Below are 15,172 nucleotides of genomic sequence, written 5' to 3' on the forward strand. Positions count from 1 at the left end.
AACAAGTCTGCCATGCCCCGCGGAGGACGACGTATGCCCAACCCCTACGCCGAGGCCGGCGTCGACACCGCTGCCGGTGACCTGGCCGTCGAGCTCATGAAGTCCGCCGTCTCGGCGACGCACAACGCGTCCGTGCTCGGCGGTGTCGGCGGGTTCGCCGGGCTCTACGACGTGTCGTTCCTGAAGGACTTCTCACGACCGCTGCTCGCCACGTCCACGGACGGCGTCGGCACGAAGGTCGCGATCGCGCAGGCGATCGACAAGCACGACACCATCGGCCAGGACCTCGTCGGCATGGTCGTCGACGACATCGTCGTGGTCGGTGCGAAGCCGATGTTCATGACGGACTACATCGCCTGCGGCCGCGTCGTGCCCGCACGGATCGCGGACATCGTCGCCGGGATCGCCCGTGGCTGTGCCGACACGGGCACGGCCCTGGTCGGCGGCGAGACGGCCGAGCACCCCGGGCTCCTCGGGCCCGACGACTACGACGTCGCCGGTGCTGCGGTGGGTGCGGTCGAGGCCTCGTCGCAGCTCGGCGCACACCTGGTCAAGGACGGCGACGTCGTCGTGGCGATCGCGTCCTCCGGCCTGCACTCGAACGGGTTCTCGCTCGTGCGCCACATCCTGGGGCAGCGCGGCGTCGGGTACACGGACTCGCTGCCCGAGTTCGGCGGCCTGGTGGGAGAAGCCCTGCTCGAGCCGACGCGCCTCTACACGACGCCGCTCCTGTCGCTGCTCGACGCCTTCCCCGGCGCCGTGCACTCGCTCTCGCACGTGACCGGTGGTGGCATCGCGGCGAACCTGGCGCGCGTGCTGCCCGTCGGCTCCTGGGTCGAGGTCGACCGCGCCACGTGGGAGCCCCTGCCCGTCTTCCGGGTGCTCGCCGAGATGGCCGGCACCCCGATCGAGGACACCGAGGGCACCTGGAACCTCGGCATCGGCATGTTCGCCGTCGTGGCGGCGTCCCGGGCGGACGAGGTCATCGCGTCGCTCGGCGCTGCCGGGATGGCGTCGTGGTCGGTCGGTGCGGTGTCGACGTCCTCGAGGGCGCTCGACGGCTTCGAGCAGGGCGCCAAGGGCGTCGACGGCGGGGCCGTGCGGCTGACCGGGGCGTACGCGGGCTGACGCCCCGGCGCTGCGCGCGGCGCTGCATGGCCGTTGCCGACTCGGAACGACATCGTCGAGGTCGTACGACACCGACGATGTCGTCGTGAGTCGGGGATCGGCGGGTCCGAGCGCGGCGCGGTCGTCCGCGCACACGGAAACGCCGCGCTGCCCAGGGGCTGCGCGGCGTCGTCGTCGAGTCGAACTCAGGCGGACTTGTTCTGGTCCTGCTGGGTCTCGAGCTCGTCGTCGTCGTCCAACGGCTCTGGACCGTACTGGTCCGCCCAGCGGTCCTCGTAGTCCTCGCCGTCGTTCTGCCCAGTGGACAGCTCGCGTTCGAGTGCACCGTAGTTCGTCTCAGGGCTGAAGTACTTCAGCTCCCGAGCGACCTTGGTGTGCTTTGCCTTCTGACGGCCGCGCCCCATGCGTGACCCCCTCGTGTGTCGGCTCGTGTCCGGTCTGTCGGGAGCGGAGTGTCACCCGGTGAATCCGAACGGTTCGTGGTTGGAAATCTGCCGATCACTCTACCATGTAGCCCTATCTGGACCTGCCCCACGGGCGTTGCGCATCCAGCAGAATCGGAAGTGATGACAGACCAGACACCGACCCTCGACGACCAGCACGCCCGGGTGGTGGTGATCGGTGCGGGACAGGCCGGTCTGTCGGTCGCCTGGCACCTGCAGCGACTCGGGCTGACGGCCGGGACGGACTTGGTCGTCCTCGACCGGGCACCGAGCACCGGCGGCGCGTGGCAGTTCCGCTGGGAGGCCCTCCGCCTCGGCGCGGCACACCGCGTGCACGACCTTCCCGGCATGCACGAGATGGGCCTGCGGTTCGACGACGCCGACCGTGCCCGACCCGCGCGTGACGTCGTCGGTGAGTACTACCGCCGCTTCGAGCAGCACCACGACCTGCGGGTGCGGCGTCCGGTGCAGGTGACGAGCGTTGAGCGCGCGGGATCCGGACTGTGCGTGTCGACACGGGGTGCGGACGGACGGGTCGCGCGGATCCTGGCCGACGTCGTGGTCAACGCGTCGGGCACCTGGGGCGCACCCTTCGTCCCCTGGTACCCGGGGCGCGACGTGTTCGGCGGGCGGCAGGTCGACACCACCGAGTACCGGTCGGCGGCCGAGTTCGCCGGGCAGGACGTCGTGGTCGTCGGGGGCGGCACCAGCGCGATCGGGTTCCTGCTCGAGCTCGACGGGGTCGCCCGGTCCACGCGGTGGTTCACCCGGCGCCCGGTCGTCTGGTCCGACGGATCCGCGCTCGACGTCGAGTCCGCGGTGGCGGCGGTCGAGGAACAGGACCGGGCAGCGCGTGCCGGCGAGGTCCTGCCGAGCATCGTCAGCGGCACCGGTGTCCCGGTGTCGCGGCGCATCCGGGCTGGCCTGGACCGTGGGGTGCTCCGGGACGAGCCGGTGTTCGTGCGGTTCGACGAGCACGGCGTGGTGACCGCTGACGGCGAGCACGTGCACGCCGACGCGGTCATCTGGGCCACGGGCTTCCGCGCCGACCTGCGGCACCTGGCACCCCTGCACCTGCGGACGGCGAAGGGCGGCGTGGTCGTGGCCGACGGGCGCTCGGAGGACGAACCCCGGCTCTTCCTCGCCGGGTACGGTCCGCAGGCGTCGACGATCGGGGCGAACCGGGCCGGTCGGCGGATCGCCCGCCAGGTGGTGGCAGCGCTCGACGCGTCCTGACCCCGCACCGTGCGAGGTCCTCCGGCCCGTGCGAGGTCGCACACCCGGTGCGCGCCGACAGCCCCGCACGAGGTGCATGACCTCGCACCGAGCCGCCCCACTTGCGCGGCCCTACGCGGCCAGGGGCTCCTCGACGCCACCGCGGCGGCGACGCGCACGCAGCACGACCGCGTCGAGGGAGAACCGCCCGGGCCCGGTCAACGCGACCGCGAGCGCGCCGGCGGCCAGCACGAGCACGAACTCGAAGCCGCCCTGCTGCGCGAAGAACCCGGCGTCACCGTGTGCCAGCACCCCCGCGACCACCATGTCGACCGCGAGCAGCGCCGCGACGACCCGCGTCGCGACCCCGAGCACCAGGAGCGCACCGCCGACGAGCTCGAGCCCGGCGACCAGCGGCGCTGCGACCTCGGCGAACGGGACGCCCATGCCGGAGAAGCCCGAGGCCACGGCGGGGATGCCCTGCCCGACCTTCTGGGCTCCGTGGGCGATGAAGACCACCCCGAGGACGACGCGGAGGACGATCAGGCCGATGGATGTCGATGTCGTTCGCATGGCCACGACCGTACGAGGTGACGTGTCACGCATCCGAGCTGTCGGGGGTTCTCGCCCGACATGTCCAGGGCATGCCCAGGCGGAACGGGAACGGCCACCCCGAGCGAGCACAGCGGCTCGTACGGGGTGGCCGACGTCGCACGGGGCGACGGGGTCAGCGTCGGGTCAGGACGTGGCGCCGATCGTGCCGGAGTCCGAGGCCTCGCCGTCGGGGGTGCCGCGGCCGGTCTGGTGCTGCAGGCGGTCGATGTGCTCGGACGCCTCGGCCTTGGTCAGGTCGGCGGAGAGCTCCTCGCCGGCCTCACGAGCCAGGGTGTCGAGGTAGCTGCGCTGCGGGCCGGTCATGGGCTCGTCGCCGGTGACCCACTGCTCCGGGTCCTTGCTCGCGGTGGTGGAGGGGTCGGGACGGGCCCCGCCGAGGGTCTCGCCGTCGGTGGAGGACTCGGAAGGGGACGGGGAGGAGGATGCGTCGGTCATGGCACGGACGCTACGCCGCACCCACTGACACCCGACGGTCCGCGGGCCGGAAGGCGCTACGCGGCGCCCGACTCGTCCACCGGCACGCTCGTGTACCGCACCAGGTCCGGGCCGACCTCGTTCGCCGCGAGCGGCACCGACCGCCCGTCCCGCGTGACCCAGAGCGTGTTGCCCGGCTCGTCGAGGCGTTCGACCGGGTGCAGGGAGCCGTCGAGGAGCACCGTCGCACGGACTTCCACCCGACCGGAGGGTGTGCGCGGCGGCAGCCCGGGCACGTCGTCCGCGAATGCCGGGTAGGTGCCGGGCGCCAGCAGCGGGCTGATCGGCGTCGTGACGATCTCGAGGCCGGCGGCCCCGGTCGACGTCGAGGCGTCGGCGGTGACCGTGACCAGCCGGACCACCTGGTCCTTCGGCAGCGGTGCGTCCACGACGCCGGACGCGGCCAGTGCGCGGAAGGCGGGCCGACCGTCGGAGCCGAGGTGGGCCTCCTGGCTGTCGATCCGGACGCGACCGCGTCCGCGGGTGTCGGCGTAGACACCGGGCTCCAGGCCGGAGCGGCGGGCTTCGACGAGGGGCACGACGACCCGGTCGGGCCGGTACCAGTCGCGGAGGGTGGCCGGGTCGACCCAGCCGATGCTCGCGACGCCGCGCGCCAGTTCGGCGTCGTCGTCGACGGCGCGTTCGTCGAGCGCACCGAGCGGGTGCTCGCCGCGGACGGCGACGAGGCCCTCGTACCGGTCGTCGGCGTGGTCGAGGACCTCGACGCGCTTCGACACCTTGCCGCCGTGGCCGTCGAACGTCGCCCAGGTGCGCAGTTCGGGAGCGTTGGTCATGGGGTCACATCGTATTCCGGGAGGCTCGGCTCACTCCGAGGACGTCGGCCTGCGCGCGGCGGACGCCGCCACCAGGGCACGGATCTCGCCGGTGCAGAGGGCCGGGTCGACACCCTCGGCGGGGCCGGCCGGTCGGGTCGCACGGCGCGACTGCAGGCTGTTCCGCTGGGCCGATCGGAGGATGCGGTCCTCCTCTTCACTGCGGAAGACACCGTTCGGCGACCGGCGGAGCGGGGGTCGCACGGGCTCACCGCGGCGGTCCTGCCCGGGGAACGGGCGCGAGCGACGGCCGTAGAGCAGCTCCGAGGAGTCCAGGAGCCACGGCACCAGGGCGACGGTCACCCCGTGCACGAGCAGCAGCTTCCGCCGGATCCGACGGCCGCGGTGGTTGTGCAGCAGGCCCTCCCACCAGTGTCCGACGACGAAGATCGGCGTGTAGACCGTGACGACCTCGGACCCGTGCGCTGCCCGGTGCGCCTTGATGTAGGAGATGAGCGGCATCGAGATGTCGCGGTACGGGCTCGGGACGATCGTCAGCGGGACCTCGATGCCGTGCTCGGCCCACTGCTGGCGGAGGTGTGCGGCGTCGGCGTCGTCGATGGCCACGTGCACGGCCTCGAGCCCGGCGTGCTTCGCCGCGATGGCGTAGTCGAGCGCCTTGAGCACCGGCTTCTGCAGCTTGTTCACCAGGACGATCGCGTGGTCGCCGGTCGCGCCGAACTGGGTCTCGACGTCGGCCTCGACCTCGTGCTTGACGTCACGGTAGTAGCGGTTCACGCCGAGCATCAGCACGTAGAGCACCGGCATGATGAGGAACACCAGCCAGGCGCCGTGCGTGAACTTCGTGATCGTGACGATGACCAGGACGACCAGGGTGAACGTCGCCCCGATCGCGTTGATCGTCCGCGACCGCACGACCTGGCCGCGGTGCACGGGCTCGGACGCGGTGCCGTCCCGGTCGGCGCGGAGCAGCCTGGTCCAGTGCACGACCATGCCCGTCTGGCCGAGCGTGAACGACACGAAGACGCCGATGATGTAGAGCTGGATGAGGCTCGTCACGTTCGCCCGGTAGACCACCAGCAGCGCGGCCGCGACGAGCGCCAGCACGATGACGCCGTTCGAGTAGATGAGCCGGTCGCCGCGCGTCGACAGGGCCTTCGGGGCGTAGGAGTCCCGCGCCAGGATCGAGCCGAGCAGCGGGAACCCGTTGAACGCGGTGTTCGCCGCCAGGAGCAGCACCGCGGCCGTCGTCGCCTGGATCACGAAGAACAGCACGGAGTTGTCCCCGAACGTGGCCGCCGCGATCTGCGCGATCAGGGAGCGCTGTGGCGTCGTCGCGCAGTTCGCGAAGCCCACCAGGTCGCAGGCCCGTTCGGCGTAGTGCACCCGGGACACGAGCGCGAGCGTGATGAGCCCGATGAACAGGACGATCGCGATGCCGCCCATGGCCACCAGGGTCGCCTGGGCGTTCCGCACCTTGGGTCGGCGGAAGGCCTGCACGCCGTTCGCGATCGCCTCGACACCGGTCAGCGCCGAGCAGCCGGACGCGAACGCGCGGAGGAGCAGCAGGATGAACGCCGCCTGCGTGGTGTGCTCGACGTTCTGCACCGTGTACCCGGCCGACTCCGCGACGGGAGGGTGGCCCGCGGCGACCCGGACCAGGCCGGTGACGACCATCACGAAGACGCTGGCCACGAACAGGTAGGTCGGGACGGCGAAGGCCTTGCTCGACTCCCGGACGCCCCGCAGGTTCGCCGCCGCGAGCAGCACGACGAAGACGAGCGCGAGCTCGACGCGGAAGGGGTTCAGCATCGGCAGCGCGGAGATGATGTTGTCCACGCCCGATGCCACCGACACCGCCACGGTCATGACGTAGTCGACGAGCAGGGCGCTGGCCACGACGAGCCCGGCCTTCTCGCCGAGGTTCCGGTGCGCGACCTCGTAGTCACCGCCGCCGGACGGGTACGCCTTGATGAGCTGGCGGTAGGACGCGACCACGACGACGAGCAAGAGCACGACGAGCGCAGCGACCCACGGCGCGAAGGTGAGGAACGCCATCCCGCCGAGCAGCAGGATCATCAGCAGCTCCTGCGGGGCGTACGCCACCGAGGAGAGGGGGTCGCTCGCGAAGATGGGGAGCGCGAGGTGCTTCGGGAGGAGCTGTCCCTCGAGCTTCTCGGAGGGGAGCGGATCCCCGATCAGCCGCGACTTCAGCGACCGGATCTCGTTCGTCACGAGCGGCAAACCTACTCACATCCGCGCGCGAGTCAACACTGTGCGGACGGACAGGGAAGCGATGGTCCGGTCCACGCGCTGATGTGGCGGGCCGGCCGTGCCGGCGGACGGGAGGCCGTGGTCGCTCCCGTCCCGCCGGCGCGAGCGGTCAGAGCGACCGGCGCAGGGCCTCCAGGCCGTCGCGCAGGCGCGTCACGGTGTCGGCGCCGAGCGTGCCGCGGGTGGCGCGACGACGCAGGTCGGCGCGGACCTGCTGCCGGAACGACGACAGGGCCATCTCGAGCTCGCGGAGGACCCGCGCGCTCTCCGAGGGGACGGACGTCGGTTCCTCGGTGCTGGCGCCCTGTGCGGACGCGGCGAGGTCGGCGCGGAGCGAGCGCATCGCGTCACCGACCGAGGCGCGGACGCCGTCGGCCAACGACCGCACGGAGTCGTTCACACCGGACTCGACGTCGGCGATCTCGTCGGCGCGGGCGGTGAGCTCGGCGCGGCCGGCCTCGGTGATCGCGTAGACGGTCTTGCGGCCGTCGACGGTCTTCGAGACCAGGCCCTCGTCCTCGAGCTTGGCCAGGCGCGGGTAGACGGTGCCGGCGCTCGGGACGTACGTGCCGCCGAAGCGCTCGCCGAGGGCCTGGATGACCTCGTACCCGTGCATCGGGTGGTCGGCGAGCAGGACGAGGAGGTACAGGCGCAGCTGGCCGTGGGCGAAGACGGGGCTCATGCGGGTGCCTCGGTCTCGTCGGTCGTGGTCGGGTCGACGGGGGCAGTACCGGTCCCGTGGGCGGGTGCCTCGGTCTCGTCGGTGGTGCCGTGCGTGCCGGTGGTGCCGTGTGCGTCCGTCGCGGAGTCGGGCGCGGTGTACGCCGTCGTCGGGGGCGTCGTCGTCTGTGTCGTCGGGGCAGCCGGCGGCGCGTGCAGCACCGCGATGTCGCCGGAGACCGAGTTCACCTTGAGGTCGAGCCACTGCCCGGAGAGCTCGCCGCCCTGCTTGACGTACGAGCCGCGCACGCCGTTGATCTCGGCGTCGTCGAACTGCAGCTTGCCGGTCGCCGTGCTGACGGTGCAGCGGAAGGGCACACCGTCCTCGAGCCGGACGCTCACCGAGCCGGACACCGTGTTCACCTTGGCGGCGTCAGGGGTGCCGCGCAGGTCGAGCACGACGTCTGCCGAGACGCCGTCCGCCGAGAAGCGCGGGATCTCGCCGGTCGCGACGACGTCGCCCGACACCGTGTGCACCGTGAGGGCGCCGTCGAGGTCGTGGATCGTGGTGGAGCCGTTCACCGCGTTCACGGTGACGTCACCGGCCACGCCGTCGACGACCAGGTCACCGGAGACGGTGTTCAGCGTCGCGCCGCGGTTCGTGCCCGAGAGCAGTGCACCCGCGGAGACGACCCCGAGGGTGACACCGGCGTCGCGGGGCACCAGGATGCTGACGTCCGCGCGGGCCGAGCCACGGAAGGACCGCAGGAAGCCGATCGGGTCGTCCCAGCGGATCTGCGGGTGGTCGACGGTGAGCGTGTCGCCGTCGAGCTCGATCTTGAGCGGCTTGCCCGACACGCTGTGCACCTCGACGCGTGCGGTCGGCTCGTCGTGTGCGACGACGTCGACCTGTCCGCCCACGAGTCCGACGCGCACGGACCGGACGATGCCGGTGTCGATGACCTTGGGCTCCTCGACGAGCCACTTCTCCTGTGCCATGTTGCCTCCTCGAACTCGCGATGTATCGCGTTGTGGGAGTCACGATACATCGCGAGTCTGGACTCCCGCCACCCCTCCTCCCTCCCTCGACGCTGGCATGGGGGCGGGCGCCCCGTCACGGGGCGGGCGTGGGCTCCGGGGCGGGGGTGGGGCGGGCCTCCTGGCCGGGTGGGACGTGACCCGACCGCTCGGGACTCCACGGGAAGCGGCGGAAGACCGGCATCATCGGCTGGACCATCGGGCCGATGGCGAACGCGGCGACCACCGTGCCGGCACCGACGTCCCCGCCCAGGAACCAGCCGACGATCACCACGGCGACCTCGATCAGGGTGCGGGCGAGCCAGATCGGCCAGCCGAGCCGCTGGTGCAGGCCGACCATCAGCCCGTCGCGCGCTCCCGTGCCGAAGCCGGCGCCGATGTAGAACGCGGTCGCCACGGCCAGCAGGACCAGGCCGGCGACGAAGAGCCCGATCCGCGCGACCAGGCCGTCGGGCGACGGCACGAGCCACAGGACCAGGTCGGCGGCGGGGCCGATCAGCAGGGCGTTGAGCAGCGTCCCGACCCCGGGCTTCTGGCGGAGCGGGATCCAGAACAGCAGGATGACGCCGCTCGACACGACGGTGATGAGGCCGAACGACCACGGCACCACGTGCTCCAGCCCCTCGGTCAGGACGGTCCACGACGAGACGCCGACGACCGCACGGACCTGCAGGGCGGTCGAGGCGCCGTAGAGGAACAGGCCGACGAGCAGCTGCAGGGTCCGGAGCGTGAGGGAGGTCGGGCGCGACATGATCTGATGCTCCCTTCGATTGGACTGCCCGTCGAGAGCCAATCTCGCTAGCGTGGTCCCCATGACCCCGGTCCTCCTCAGCGCCCGCTCCGCCGCCCTGCTGCTCAGCGAGTGGCGCACCGACTCCGACGCCACGGCGTACGAGGCGCTCGCTGACGCCGTCCGGGTCCTCGTCATCGACGGCCGGGTGCCGCTCGGGGCGCGACTGCCCGCGGAACGCGGACTGGCGGAGGCGCTCGGGGTCTCACGGACGACCGTCGCGAACGCGTACGCCCGGCTGCGCGAGGACGGCTTCCTCGTCTCCCTCCGTGGGTCCGGCAGCGTCGTGCGGCTGCCGGCGGACCTGGCGGGGCGGCCGGACCCGGAACGACTCGGCGGTGTCGTCGCGGGGGACGTGCTCGACCTGCGGAAGGCCGCCATGCACGCGGCTCCCGGGGTCGGGGACGCCGTCGAACGGGCGATGCGGCACGTCCCGGCGGCGCTCGCCGGGATCGGGTACGACACCGTCGGCGACCCGGGCCTCCGTGCGGCCATCGCATCGCGCTACACGGATCGAGGCCTGCCGACATCCTCCGACCAGGTGATCGTGACCATCGGAGCGCAGCACGCGATCGCACTCCTGGCGCGGGTCCTCGTCCGACGGGGGGACGGCGTGCTCGTGGAGTCGCCGACGTACCCGCACGCGCACGAGGCCTTCCGCGAGGCCGGCGGCCGACTCGTCGGCGTGCCCGTCGACGCCCGCGGCGGATGGGACACCGGGGTGCTCGAGACGGCGCTGCGGCGCTCGGCCCCGGCGGTCGCGTACGTGATGCCGGAGCTGCACAACCCGACCGGCGCGACCATGTCGGCCGAGGTCCGCGCGCTCCTGGTCGACGTCGCCGCCTCCGTGGGGACGACGGTGATCGCCGACGAGACGATGGGGGAGCTGCGGATCGACGGACCTGCCGCCGTGCCCCTGGCCACGCTGAGCGAGGACGTCGTGATGATCGGGTCCGCTGCCAAGCTGTTCTGGGGCGGGCTGCGGATCGGCTGGATCCGCGCGGCACCGGCGCTGCTGCAGCGCCTGCTGCTCGCCCGCCCGACGGGCGACCTGGGCACGCCGGTGCTCGACCAGCTGGTCGCGCGCGAGCTGGTCCCGCGGACCGAGGCCGTCCTGGAGGCTCGGCGCACCGCCCTCAGGCAGGGTCGCGACGAGGTCGTGGGGGCGTTGCGCACGCGACTGCCGGAGTGGGACGTGCCGTCGCCGGCGGGCGGGTTGACGACGTGGGTCGGGCTCGGTCGGCCGGTGTCCAGCGCGCTGGTGCTCGCCGCGCGGGCCGAGGGCGTGGTGCTGGCGTCCGGCGGGGTGTTCGGGCCGGACGGTGGGTTCGAGCGGTTCCTCCGGGTGCCGTTCACGATGCCGCCCGCGGACCGGGTGCGGATGGTCGACGTGCTCGAGCGGGCGTGGGGTCGGGTCGGCGGGGCGTCTGCCGGGGCGCGGGGGTCGTTGGCCGCGGTGGTGTGAGGCGGGCGGGGTCATCCTGTCGGTGGACCCGGCTGGCTCCCTGGTGGGACGACGGCGCTCCACCGGCCCGCGATGCTGGGCGCATGACACCGATCAGCGCGAGCAGCTCCGTCCCCGCGATCCCGGCCGTGCCCGTGGCCGCCCGGGTCTCGATGGCGTTCGGCGGGGCGCTGCTCGCGGGGGTGCTCACGTCCTACGGCCAGGGCGTCACCGGGCTGTCGAGCGTCGCCAACTCGGCCGGACCCTGGTTCATCGTCGCCGTCGCGCTGCTGCTCGTCATGCGGGTGCGTAATGGACGGGTCGGGCTGCCCGTGGCGATGGTGACCGGCATCGTCCTGCTCGAGCTCCTGCACGTCGGGTACTGGGCGGCCTCCAACCTGCGCGGGTTCCCGGACGTGCTGTCCATCACGAGCTTCTGGGTGCTGATGGGCTTCCCCGCCGGGGCGCTCGCCGGAGCCGTGGCCGTCGCCGTCCGCTCCCGGGACGGCCGCTGGCGTGGAGCCGCCTTCGGGGTGACCGCCGCCGTGCTCGTCGGTGAGGGCATCCGCTGCCTGCTCCAGGTCGCCGAGACCACGGGTGTGGCGACGTGGGTCGTCGAGATCGTCGTCGGGGCGGCCGTGCTGCTCGTCGGGGTCGTGGTCGCGCGGACACCGGTGGGACGGGTCGTGGCGCTCGGGTGCGGCGTGCTCGGGACCGTCGGGGTGCTCGGTGCGTACGTCCTGGTGAGCTGACGCGGCTGCTGCTGGTTCGCCGCCGCTGCTGATCCGGCAACGGTGCTGATCCGTCCGCTGTCAGCCCTGCCTGCGAGGATCGGAGGGTGCACCTCCTCTCGGTCTTCAGCCTGCGGAACCGCGCGCTCATCGCGCTCGTGACCGTCGTCGTCGCGGTGTTCGGCGGGATCGCGCTCACCAGCCTCAAGCAGGAGCTCATCCCGAGCGTCCAGTTCCCACAGATCGCGATCGTCAGCGCCTACCCGGGCGCGACGCCACAGGTCGTGTCGAACGACGTCTCCACGAAGATCGAGCAGGGCATCCAGGCGGTGCCCGACCTCAAGTCCACGTCCGCGACGTCGTCGACCGGGCAGAGCGTCGTCTCCGCCGAGTTCGACTACGGGTCCAACCTCGCCAGCGCCGAGGACAAGATCCAGACCGTCGTCAACGCCCTCTCGCTGCCGGACTCCGTGCAGACGCAGATCGTCACCGGGTCCTTCGACGACCTGCCAGTGCTCCAGCTGGCCGTGTCCGCCGAGGGCGACCAGGAGCAGCTCGTCGACCGCCTGAACGCGACGGCGATCCCGGACATCGAGAAGCTCGACGGCGTGCGCGAGGCCGACGTCTTCGGCAACCCGGGCCGTCGCGTGGTGATCACCCCCGACCGCGACGAGCTCACTGCCAGGGGCCTGTCCGAGACCGCCATCTCCGACGCCCTCGACGACAACGGCACGCTCATCCCCGGCGGCAGCCTGACGCAGGACGGCTCGACGCTCTCGGTGCAGACCGGTGAGCGCATCGCGTCGACCGCCGACATCGCAGCCCTGCCCCTGACCGGCGGCAAGGACGTGACCGGTGCCCCCGAGGCGACCACGCTCGGGGACGTCGCGACGGTCGCGATCAAGGAGTCCCCGCGCACGTCGATCAGCCGCGTGGACGGTGAACAGGCACTGACCATCGCGATCACCAAGACCCAGCAGGCCAACACGGTGGACGTCTCCACGACGGTCCGTGACGCCCTGCCCGGCATCGAGTCGAAGATCACCGGGGACCCGAAGATCACGGTCGTGTTCGACCAGGCGCCCTACATCCAGCAGTCGATCGACTCCCTGGCGGAAGAGGGCCTGCTCGGGCTCGGGTTCGCCGTGGTCGTGATCCTGGTGTTCCTGCTGTCGTGGCGGTCCACCCTCGTGACCGCGATCTCGATCCCGGTCTCGGTGCTGCTCGCGGCGATCGGCATGCGGGCCGCCGGGTACACGCTCAACATCATCACGCTCGCCGCGCTGACGATCGCGATCGGCCGCGTGGTGGACGACTCCATCGTCGTGATCGAGAACATCAAGCGGCACCTGCAACCCGGGGTCGACCGGCGCCAGGCCGTGCTCGACGGCGTGCGCGAGGTCGCCGGCGCCGTGACGGCGTCCACCGTGACGACCGTCGTGGTGTTCCTGCCGGTGGCGTTCGTCGCCGAGCTCGTGGGTGAGCTCTTCCGGCCGTTCGCGCTCACCGTGTCGATGGCCCTGGTGGCGTCACTGCTCGTCTCGCTGACGATCGTGCCGGTGCTGGCGTACTGGTTCCTCCGTGCGCCGAAGAGCCACAAGCACGCGGGGGCGGCTGCGCCCACGTCGACGTCTGCCAGGAGCACCACACTCAGCAGCGCGGACGACCTGCACGACGCCGGTGCTCCTGACCGGCTCCGGCGCGGGTACCAGCCGGTGCTGCACTGGGTGCTGCGGTTCCCGTGGGTCGTCGTCCTCCTCGCCGTGCTGGTCCTCGGCGGGACGGCCGCCGCGCTGCCGTTCGTGAAGACGAACTACCTCGGCGACTCCGGCCAGAACACGTTCACGGTCACGCAGGACCTCGAGCCGGGCACCTCGCTCGACGTCCAGTCGGACGCAGCCCGGAAGGTCGAGCGCGAACTGCGCGCGGTCGACGGCGTCGAGACCGTCCAGACCACGATCGGGTCGAGCGGGCAGTCGATCCAGGCCGCGTTCGGCGGCGGCGGGTCGGCATCGATCCAGTACGCGGTCACCACGACCTCCGGCGCCGACCAGACCCGGATCCAGTCCGACACCCGCAAGCGCCTCGACGGGCTCAAGGGCGCCGGCGACGTCGCACTCTCCTCGGCCGGCGGCGCGTTCGGTGGCAGCAGCGACATCGAGGTCGACGTCACGGCGCCGACCCAGGCGCAGCTCAAGACGGCGGCAGGCCAGGTGCTGTCGACCATGCGGGGCCTGGACGACACCACCGGCGCGTCGAGCAACCTGTCCGCGGCCGAGCCCTACCTGGCCGTGCGGGTCGACCGCGCGAAGGCCGCCGAGCTCGGGCTCACCGAGACCCAGGTCGGCGGACTCGTCGCCGCGTCGGTGTCGCCGCGCGACACCGGCTCCGTCGAGATCGAGGACGCCACCCTCGACGTCTACATCGCCGACCCGGAACCGCCCACGACGATCGAGGCGCTGCGGTCACTCTCCGTGCCGACGGCGACGGGTCCCGTCCCGTTGTCCGACGTCGCGACGGTCGAGCGCGCGGACGGACCGACGACGGTCACCACGACCGACGCGGTCCGCACTGCAACCATCACGGTGACCCCGGACTCGGCGAACCTCGGTGCGGCGGTGCAGTCCGTGACCGCGGCGGTGGACCAGCTGGACCTGCCGAAGGGCGCATCCGCGTCGATCGGCGGCGTCGCGTCGAGCCAGTCGTCGGCGTTCAGCCAGCTGCTGCTCGCGGCGCTGGTGGCGATCCTGATCGTCTACGTGGTCATGGTCGCGACGTTCCGCAACCTGTACCAGCCGGTGTTGCTGCTCGTGTCCGTGCCGTTCGCGGCGACGGGGGCGATCCTGCTGCAGCTCGTGTCGGGCATCCCGCTCGGGGTGGCGTCGCTCATCGGCGTGCTCATGCTCGTCGGCATCGTCGTGACGAACGCGATCGTGCTCATCGACCTCGTGAACCAGTACCGACGCCGAGGGCTCCGCGTGCGCGAGGCCCTGGTGGAGGGCGCCACACGACGACTCCGACCGATCCTGATGACCGCGCTCGCGACGATCTTCGCGCTGATGCCGATGGCGATCGGGGTCACCGGGAAGGGCGGCTTCATCTCGCAGCCGCTCGCGCTCGTGGTGATCGGCGGGCTGGTGTCCTCGACGCTGCTGACGCTCATCGTGCTGCCGGCGCTGTACTTCCTGGTGGAACGGATGCTCGAGCGGCGCAGTGACCGCCGAGCCGGCCGGACCGAGGGCTAGCGCGCCTCGGCGTCCTCGACCTCGAGCTGCGTGAACCAGTTCACCAGGACGACGGTCAACGTCACGAGGAACACGACGGCGCCGAGCTGTGCCACCGGCGAGGAGTGTCCGGTCGCCGCACCCCAGCCCGCGAAGGCCACGGTCACCATGAACGACAGCCCGAGCAGCAGCTCTGCCGCGGTGGTGGCGAGCGAGCGGTGCTGCCAGGAGACGGCAGGGCGGACGAGGAGGGTCGAGGTGTCGGTCACCCGGGAAGTCTCGTCCGGAGGGTCGTCCGACGGCAGTCCCGACTCCGGGTGGCACCCGCCCGGGGTACAGCTC

14 protein-coding genes are annotated in these 15,172 nt (G+C 72.1%); 5 read left to right on the forward strand and 9 right to left on the reverse strand.

Annotated features, from left to right (window positions below; translation table 11 throughout):
• The first annotated feature begins 33 nt into the window (after nt 1-33).
• Nucleotides 34-1,128, forward strand: a complete 1,095-nt coding sequence (purM, locus tag ITJ68_RS04505) for a phosphoribosylformylglycinamidine cyclo-ligase (protein WP_194660096.1) — start codon at nt 34-36, stop codon at nt 1,126-1,128.
• A 185-nt stretch (nt 1,129-1,313) separates the two neighbouring features.
• On the opposite strand, the gene ITJ68_RS04510 is transcribed toward purM, so the two are convergent.
• On the reverse strand, nt 1,314-1,532 hold the full coding sequence (locus tag ITJ68_RS04510; RefSeq protein ID WP_194660097.1) for a DUF3073 domain-containing protein: 219 nt from the start codon (nt 1,530-1,532) through the stop codon (nt 1,314-1,316).
• 162 nt (nt 1,533-1,694) lie between these two features.
• Between ITJ68_RS04510 and ITJ68_RS04515 the strand changes: the two genes are divergently transcribed.
• Nucleotides 1,695-2,807, forward strand: coding sequence for an NAD(P)-binding domain-containing protein (locus tag ITJ68_RS04515; RefSeq protein WP_194660098.1), 1,113 nt, complete (start codon nt 1,695-1,697; stop codon nt 2,805-2,807).
• 111 nt (nt 2,808-2,918) lie between these two features.
• On the opposite strand, the gene ITJ68_RS04520 is transcribed toward ITJ68_RS04515, so the two are convergent.
• From ITJ68_RS04520 to ITJ68_RS04550, 7 genes are all read right to left on the reverse strand, one after another.
• Nucleotides 2,919-3,359: a DoxX family protein gene (locus tag ITJ68_RS04520; RefSeq protein ID WP_194660099.1), complete on the reverse strand. Its 441-nt coding sequence runs from the start codon at nt 3,357-3,359 to the stop codon at nt 2,919-2,921.
• 165 nt (nt 3,360-3,524) lie between these two features.
• Nucleotides 3,525-3,836 carry a DUF3072 domain-containing protein gene (locus ITJ68_RS04525; protein ID WP_194660100.1) on the reverse strand — a complete coding sequence of 104 codons (312 nt, stop codon included), beginning with the start codon at nt 3,834-3,836 and terminating at the stop codon, nt 3,525-3,527.
• A 56-nt stretch (nt 3,837-3,892) separates the two neighbouring features.
• A complete protein-coding gene (locus ITJ68_RS04530; protein WP_194660101.1) occupies nt 3,893-4,669 on the reverse strand; it encodes a hypothetical protein in 777 nt (258 codons plus the stop codon).
• A gap of 30 nt (nt 4,670-4,699) precedes the next feature.
• Complete coding sequence (locus ITJ68_RS04535) at nt 4,700-6,913, reverse strand: APC family permease (RefSeq protein ID WP_194660102.1); 2,214 nt, start codon at nt 6,911-6,913, stop codon at nt 4,700-4,702.
• Between the two features lie 139 nt (nt 6,914-7,052).
• Complete coding sequence (locus ITJ68_RS04540) at nt 7,053-7,625, reverse strand: PadR family transcriptional regulator (RefSeq protein ID WP_194627648.1); 573 nt, start codon at nt 7,623-7,625, stop codon at nt 7,053-7,055.
• Nucleotides 7,622-8,602, reverse strand: a complete 981-nt coding sequence (locus ITJ68_RS04545) for a DUF4097 family beta strand repeat-containing protein (protein WP_194660103.1) — start codon at nt 8,600-8,602, stop codon at nt 7,622-7,624. Before ITJ68_RS04545 ends, ITJ68_RS04540 begins: the two co-directional genes overlap by 4 nt.
• 115 nt (nt 8,603-8,717) lie before the next feature.
• Nucleotides 8,718-9,392 (reverse strand): YczE/YyaS/YitT family protein, encoded by a 675-nt coding sequence (locus ITJ68_RS04550; RefSeq protein WP_228504464.1) that lies wholly within the window; start codon nt 9,390-9,392, stop codon nt 8,718-8,720.
• A gap of 61 nt (nt 9,393-9,453) precedes the next feature.
• Between ITJ68_RS04550 and ITJ68_RS04555 the strand changes: the two genes are divergently transcribed.
• From ITJ68_RS04555 to ITJ68_RS04565, 3 genes are all read left to right on the forward strand, one after another.
• A complete protein-coding gene (locus ITJ68_RS04555) occupies nt 9,454-10,896 on the forward strand; it encodes a PLP-dependent aminotransferase family protein (RefSeq protein ID WP_194660104.1) in 1,443 nt (480 codons plus the stop codon).
• A gap of 83 nt (nt 10,897-10,979) precedes the next feature.
• Nucleotides 10,980-11,627: a DUF6518 family protein gene (locus ITJ68_RS04560; protein ID WP_194660105.1), complete on the forward strand. Its 648-nt coding sequence runs from the start codon at nt 10,980-10,982 to the stop codon at nt 11,625-11,627.
• Nucleotides 11,628-11,713: 86 nt separating this feature from the next.
• The gene (locus ITJ68_RS04565) at nt 11,714-14,851 is read left to right on the forward strand and encodes an efflux RND transporter permease subunit (RefSeq protein ID WP_194660106.1); all 3,138 of its coding nucleotides are present in this window, start codon (nt 11,714-11,716) and stop codon (nt 14,849-14,851) included.
• Here ITJ68_RS04565 and ITJ68_RS04570 read toward each other — a convergent pair.
• Nucleotides 14,848-15,099, reverse strand: a complete 252-nt coding sequence (locus ITJ68_RS04570) for a hypothetical protein (RefSeq protein WP_194660107.1) — start codon at nt 15,097-15,099, stop codon at nt 14,848-14,850. The two genes, ITJ68_RS04565 and ITJ68_RS04570, sit on opposite strands and share 4 nt — an antisense overlap.
• Nucleotides 15,100-15,172 lie beyond the last annotated feature (73 nt).

It is taken from the genome of Curtobacterium sp. VKM Ac-1395, assembly GCF_015350975.1.
Taxonomy (GTDB): domain Bacteria; phylum Actinomycetota; class Actinomycetes; order Actinomycetales; family Microbacteriaceae; genus Curtobacterium.

Bases quoted from the DNA above. Each gene is read 5' to 3' on its own strand.
- purM (WP_194660096.1), top strand. From the start codon at position 34: ATGCCCAACCCCTACGCCGAGGCCGGCGTCGACACCGCTGCCGGTGAC.
- ITJ68_RS04510 (WP_194660097.1), bottom strand. From the start codon at position 1,532: ATGGGGCGCGGCCGTCAGAAGGCAAAGCACACCAAGGTCGCTCGGGAG.
- ITJ68_RS04515 (WP_194660098.1), top strand. From the start codon at position 1,695: ATGACAGACCAGACACCGACCCTCGACGACCAGCACGCCCGGGTGGTG.
- ITJ68_RS04520 (WP_194660099.1), bottom strand. From the start codon at position 3,359: ATGCGAACGACATCGACATCCATCGGCCTGATCGTCCTCCGCGTCGTC.
- ITJ68_RS04525 (WP_194660100.1), bottom strand. From the start codon at position 3,836: ATGACCGACGCATCCTCCTCCCCGTCCCCTTCCGAGTCCTCCACCGAC.
- ITJ68_RS04530 (WP_194660101.1), bottom strand. From the start codon at position 4,669: ATGACCAACGCTCCCGAACTGCGCACCTGGGCGACGTTCGACGGCCAC.
- ITJ68_RS04540 (WP_194627648.1), bottom strand. From the start codon at position 7,625: ATGAGCCCCGTCTTCGCCCACGGCCAGCTGCGCCTGTACCTCCTCGTC.
- ITJ68_RS04545 (WP_194660103.1), bottom strand. From the start codon at position 8,602: ATGGCACAGGAGAAGTGGCTCGTCGAGGAGCCCAAGGTCATCGACACC.
- ITJ68_RS04550 (WP_228504464.1), bottom strand. From the start codon at position 9,392: ATGTCGCGCCCGACCTCCCTCACGCTCCGGACCCTGCAGCTGCTCGTC.
- ITJ68_RS04555 (WP_194660104.1), top strand. From the start codon at position 9,454: ATGACCCCGGTCCTCCTCAGCGCCCGCTCCGCCGCCCTGCTGCTCAGC.
- ITJ68_RS04560 (WP_194660105.1), top strand. From the start codon at position 10,980: ATGACACCGATCAGCGCGAGCAGCTCCGTCCCCGCGATCCCGGCCGTG.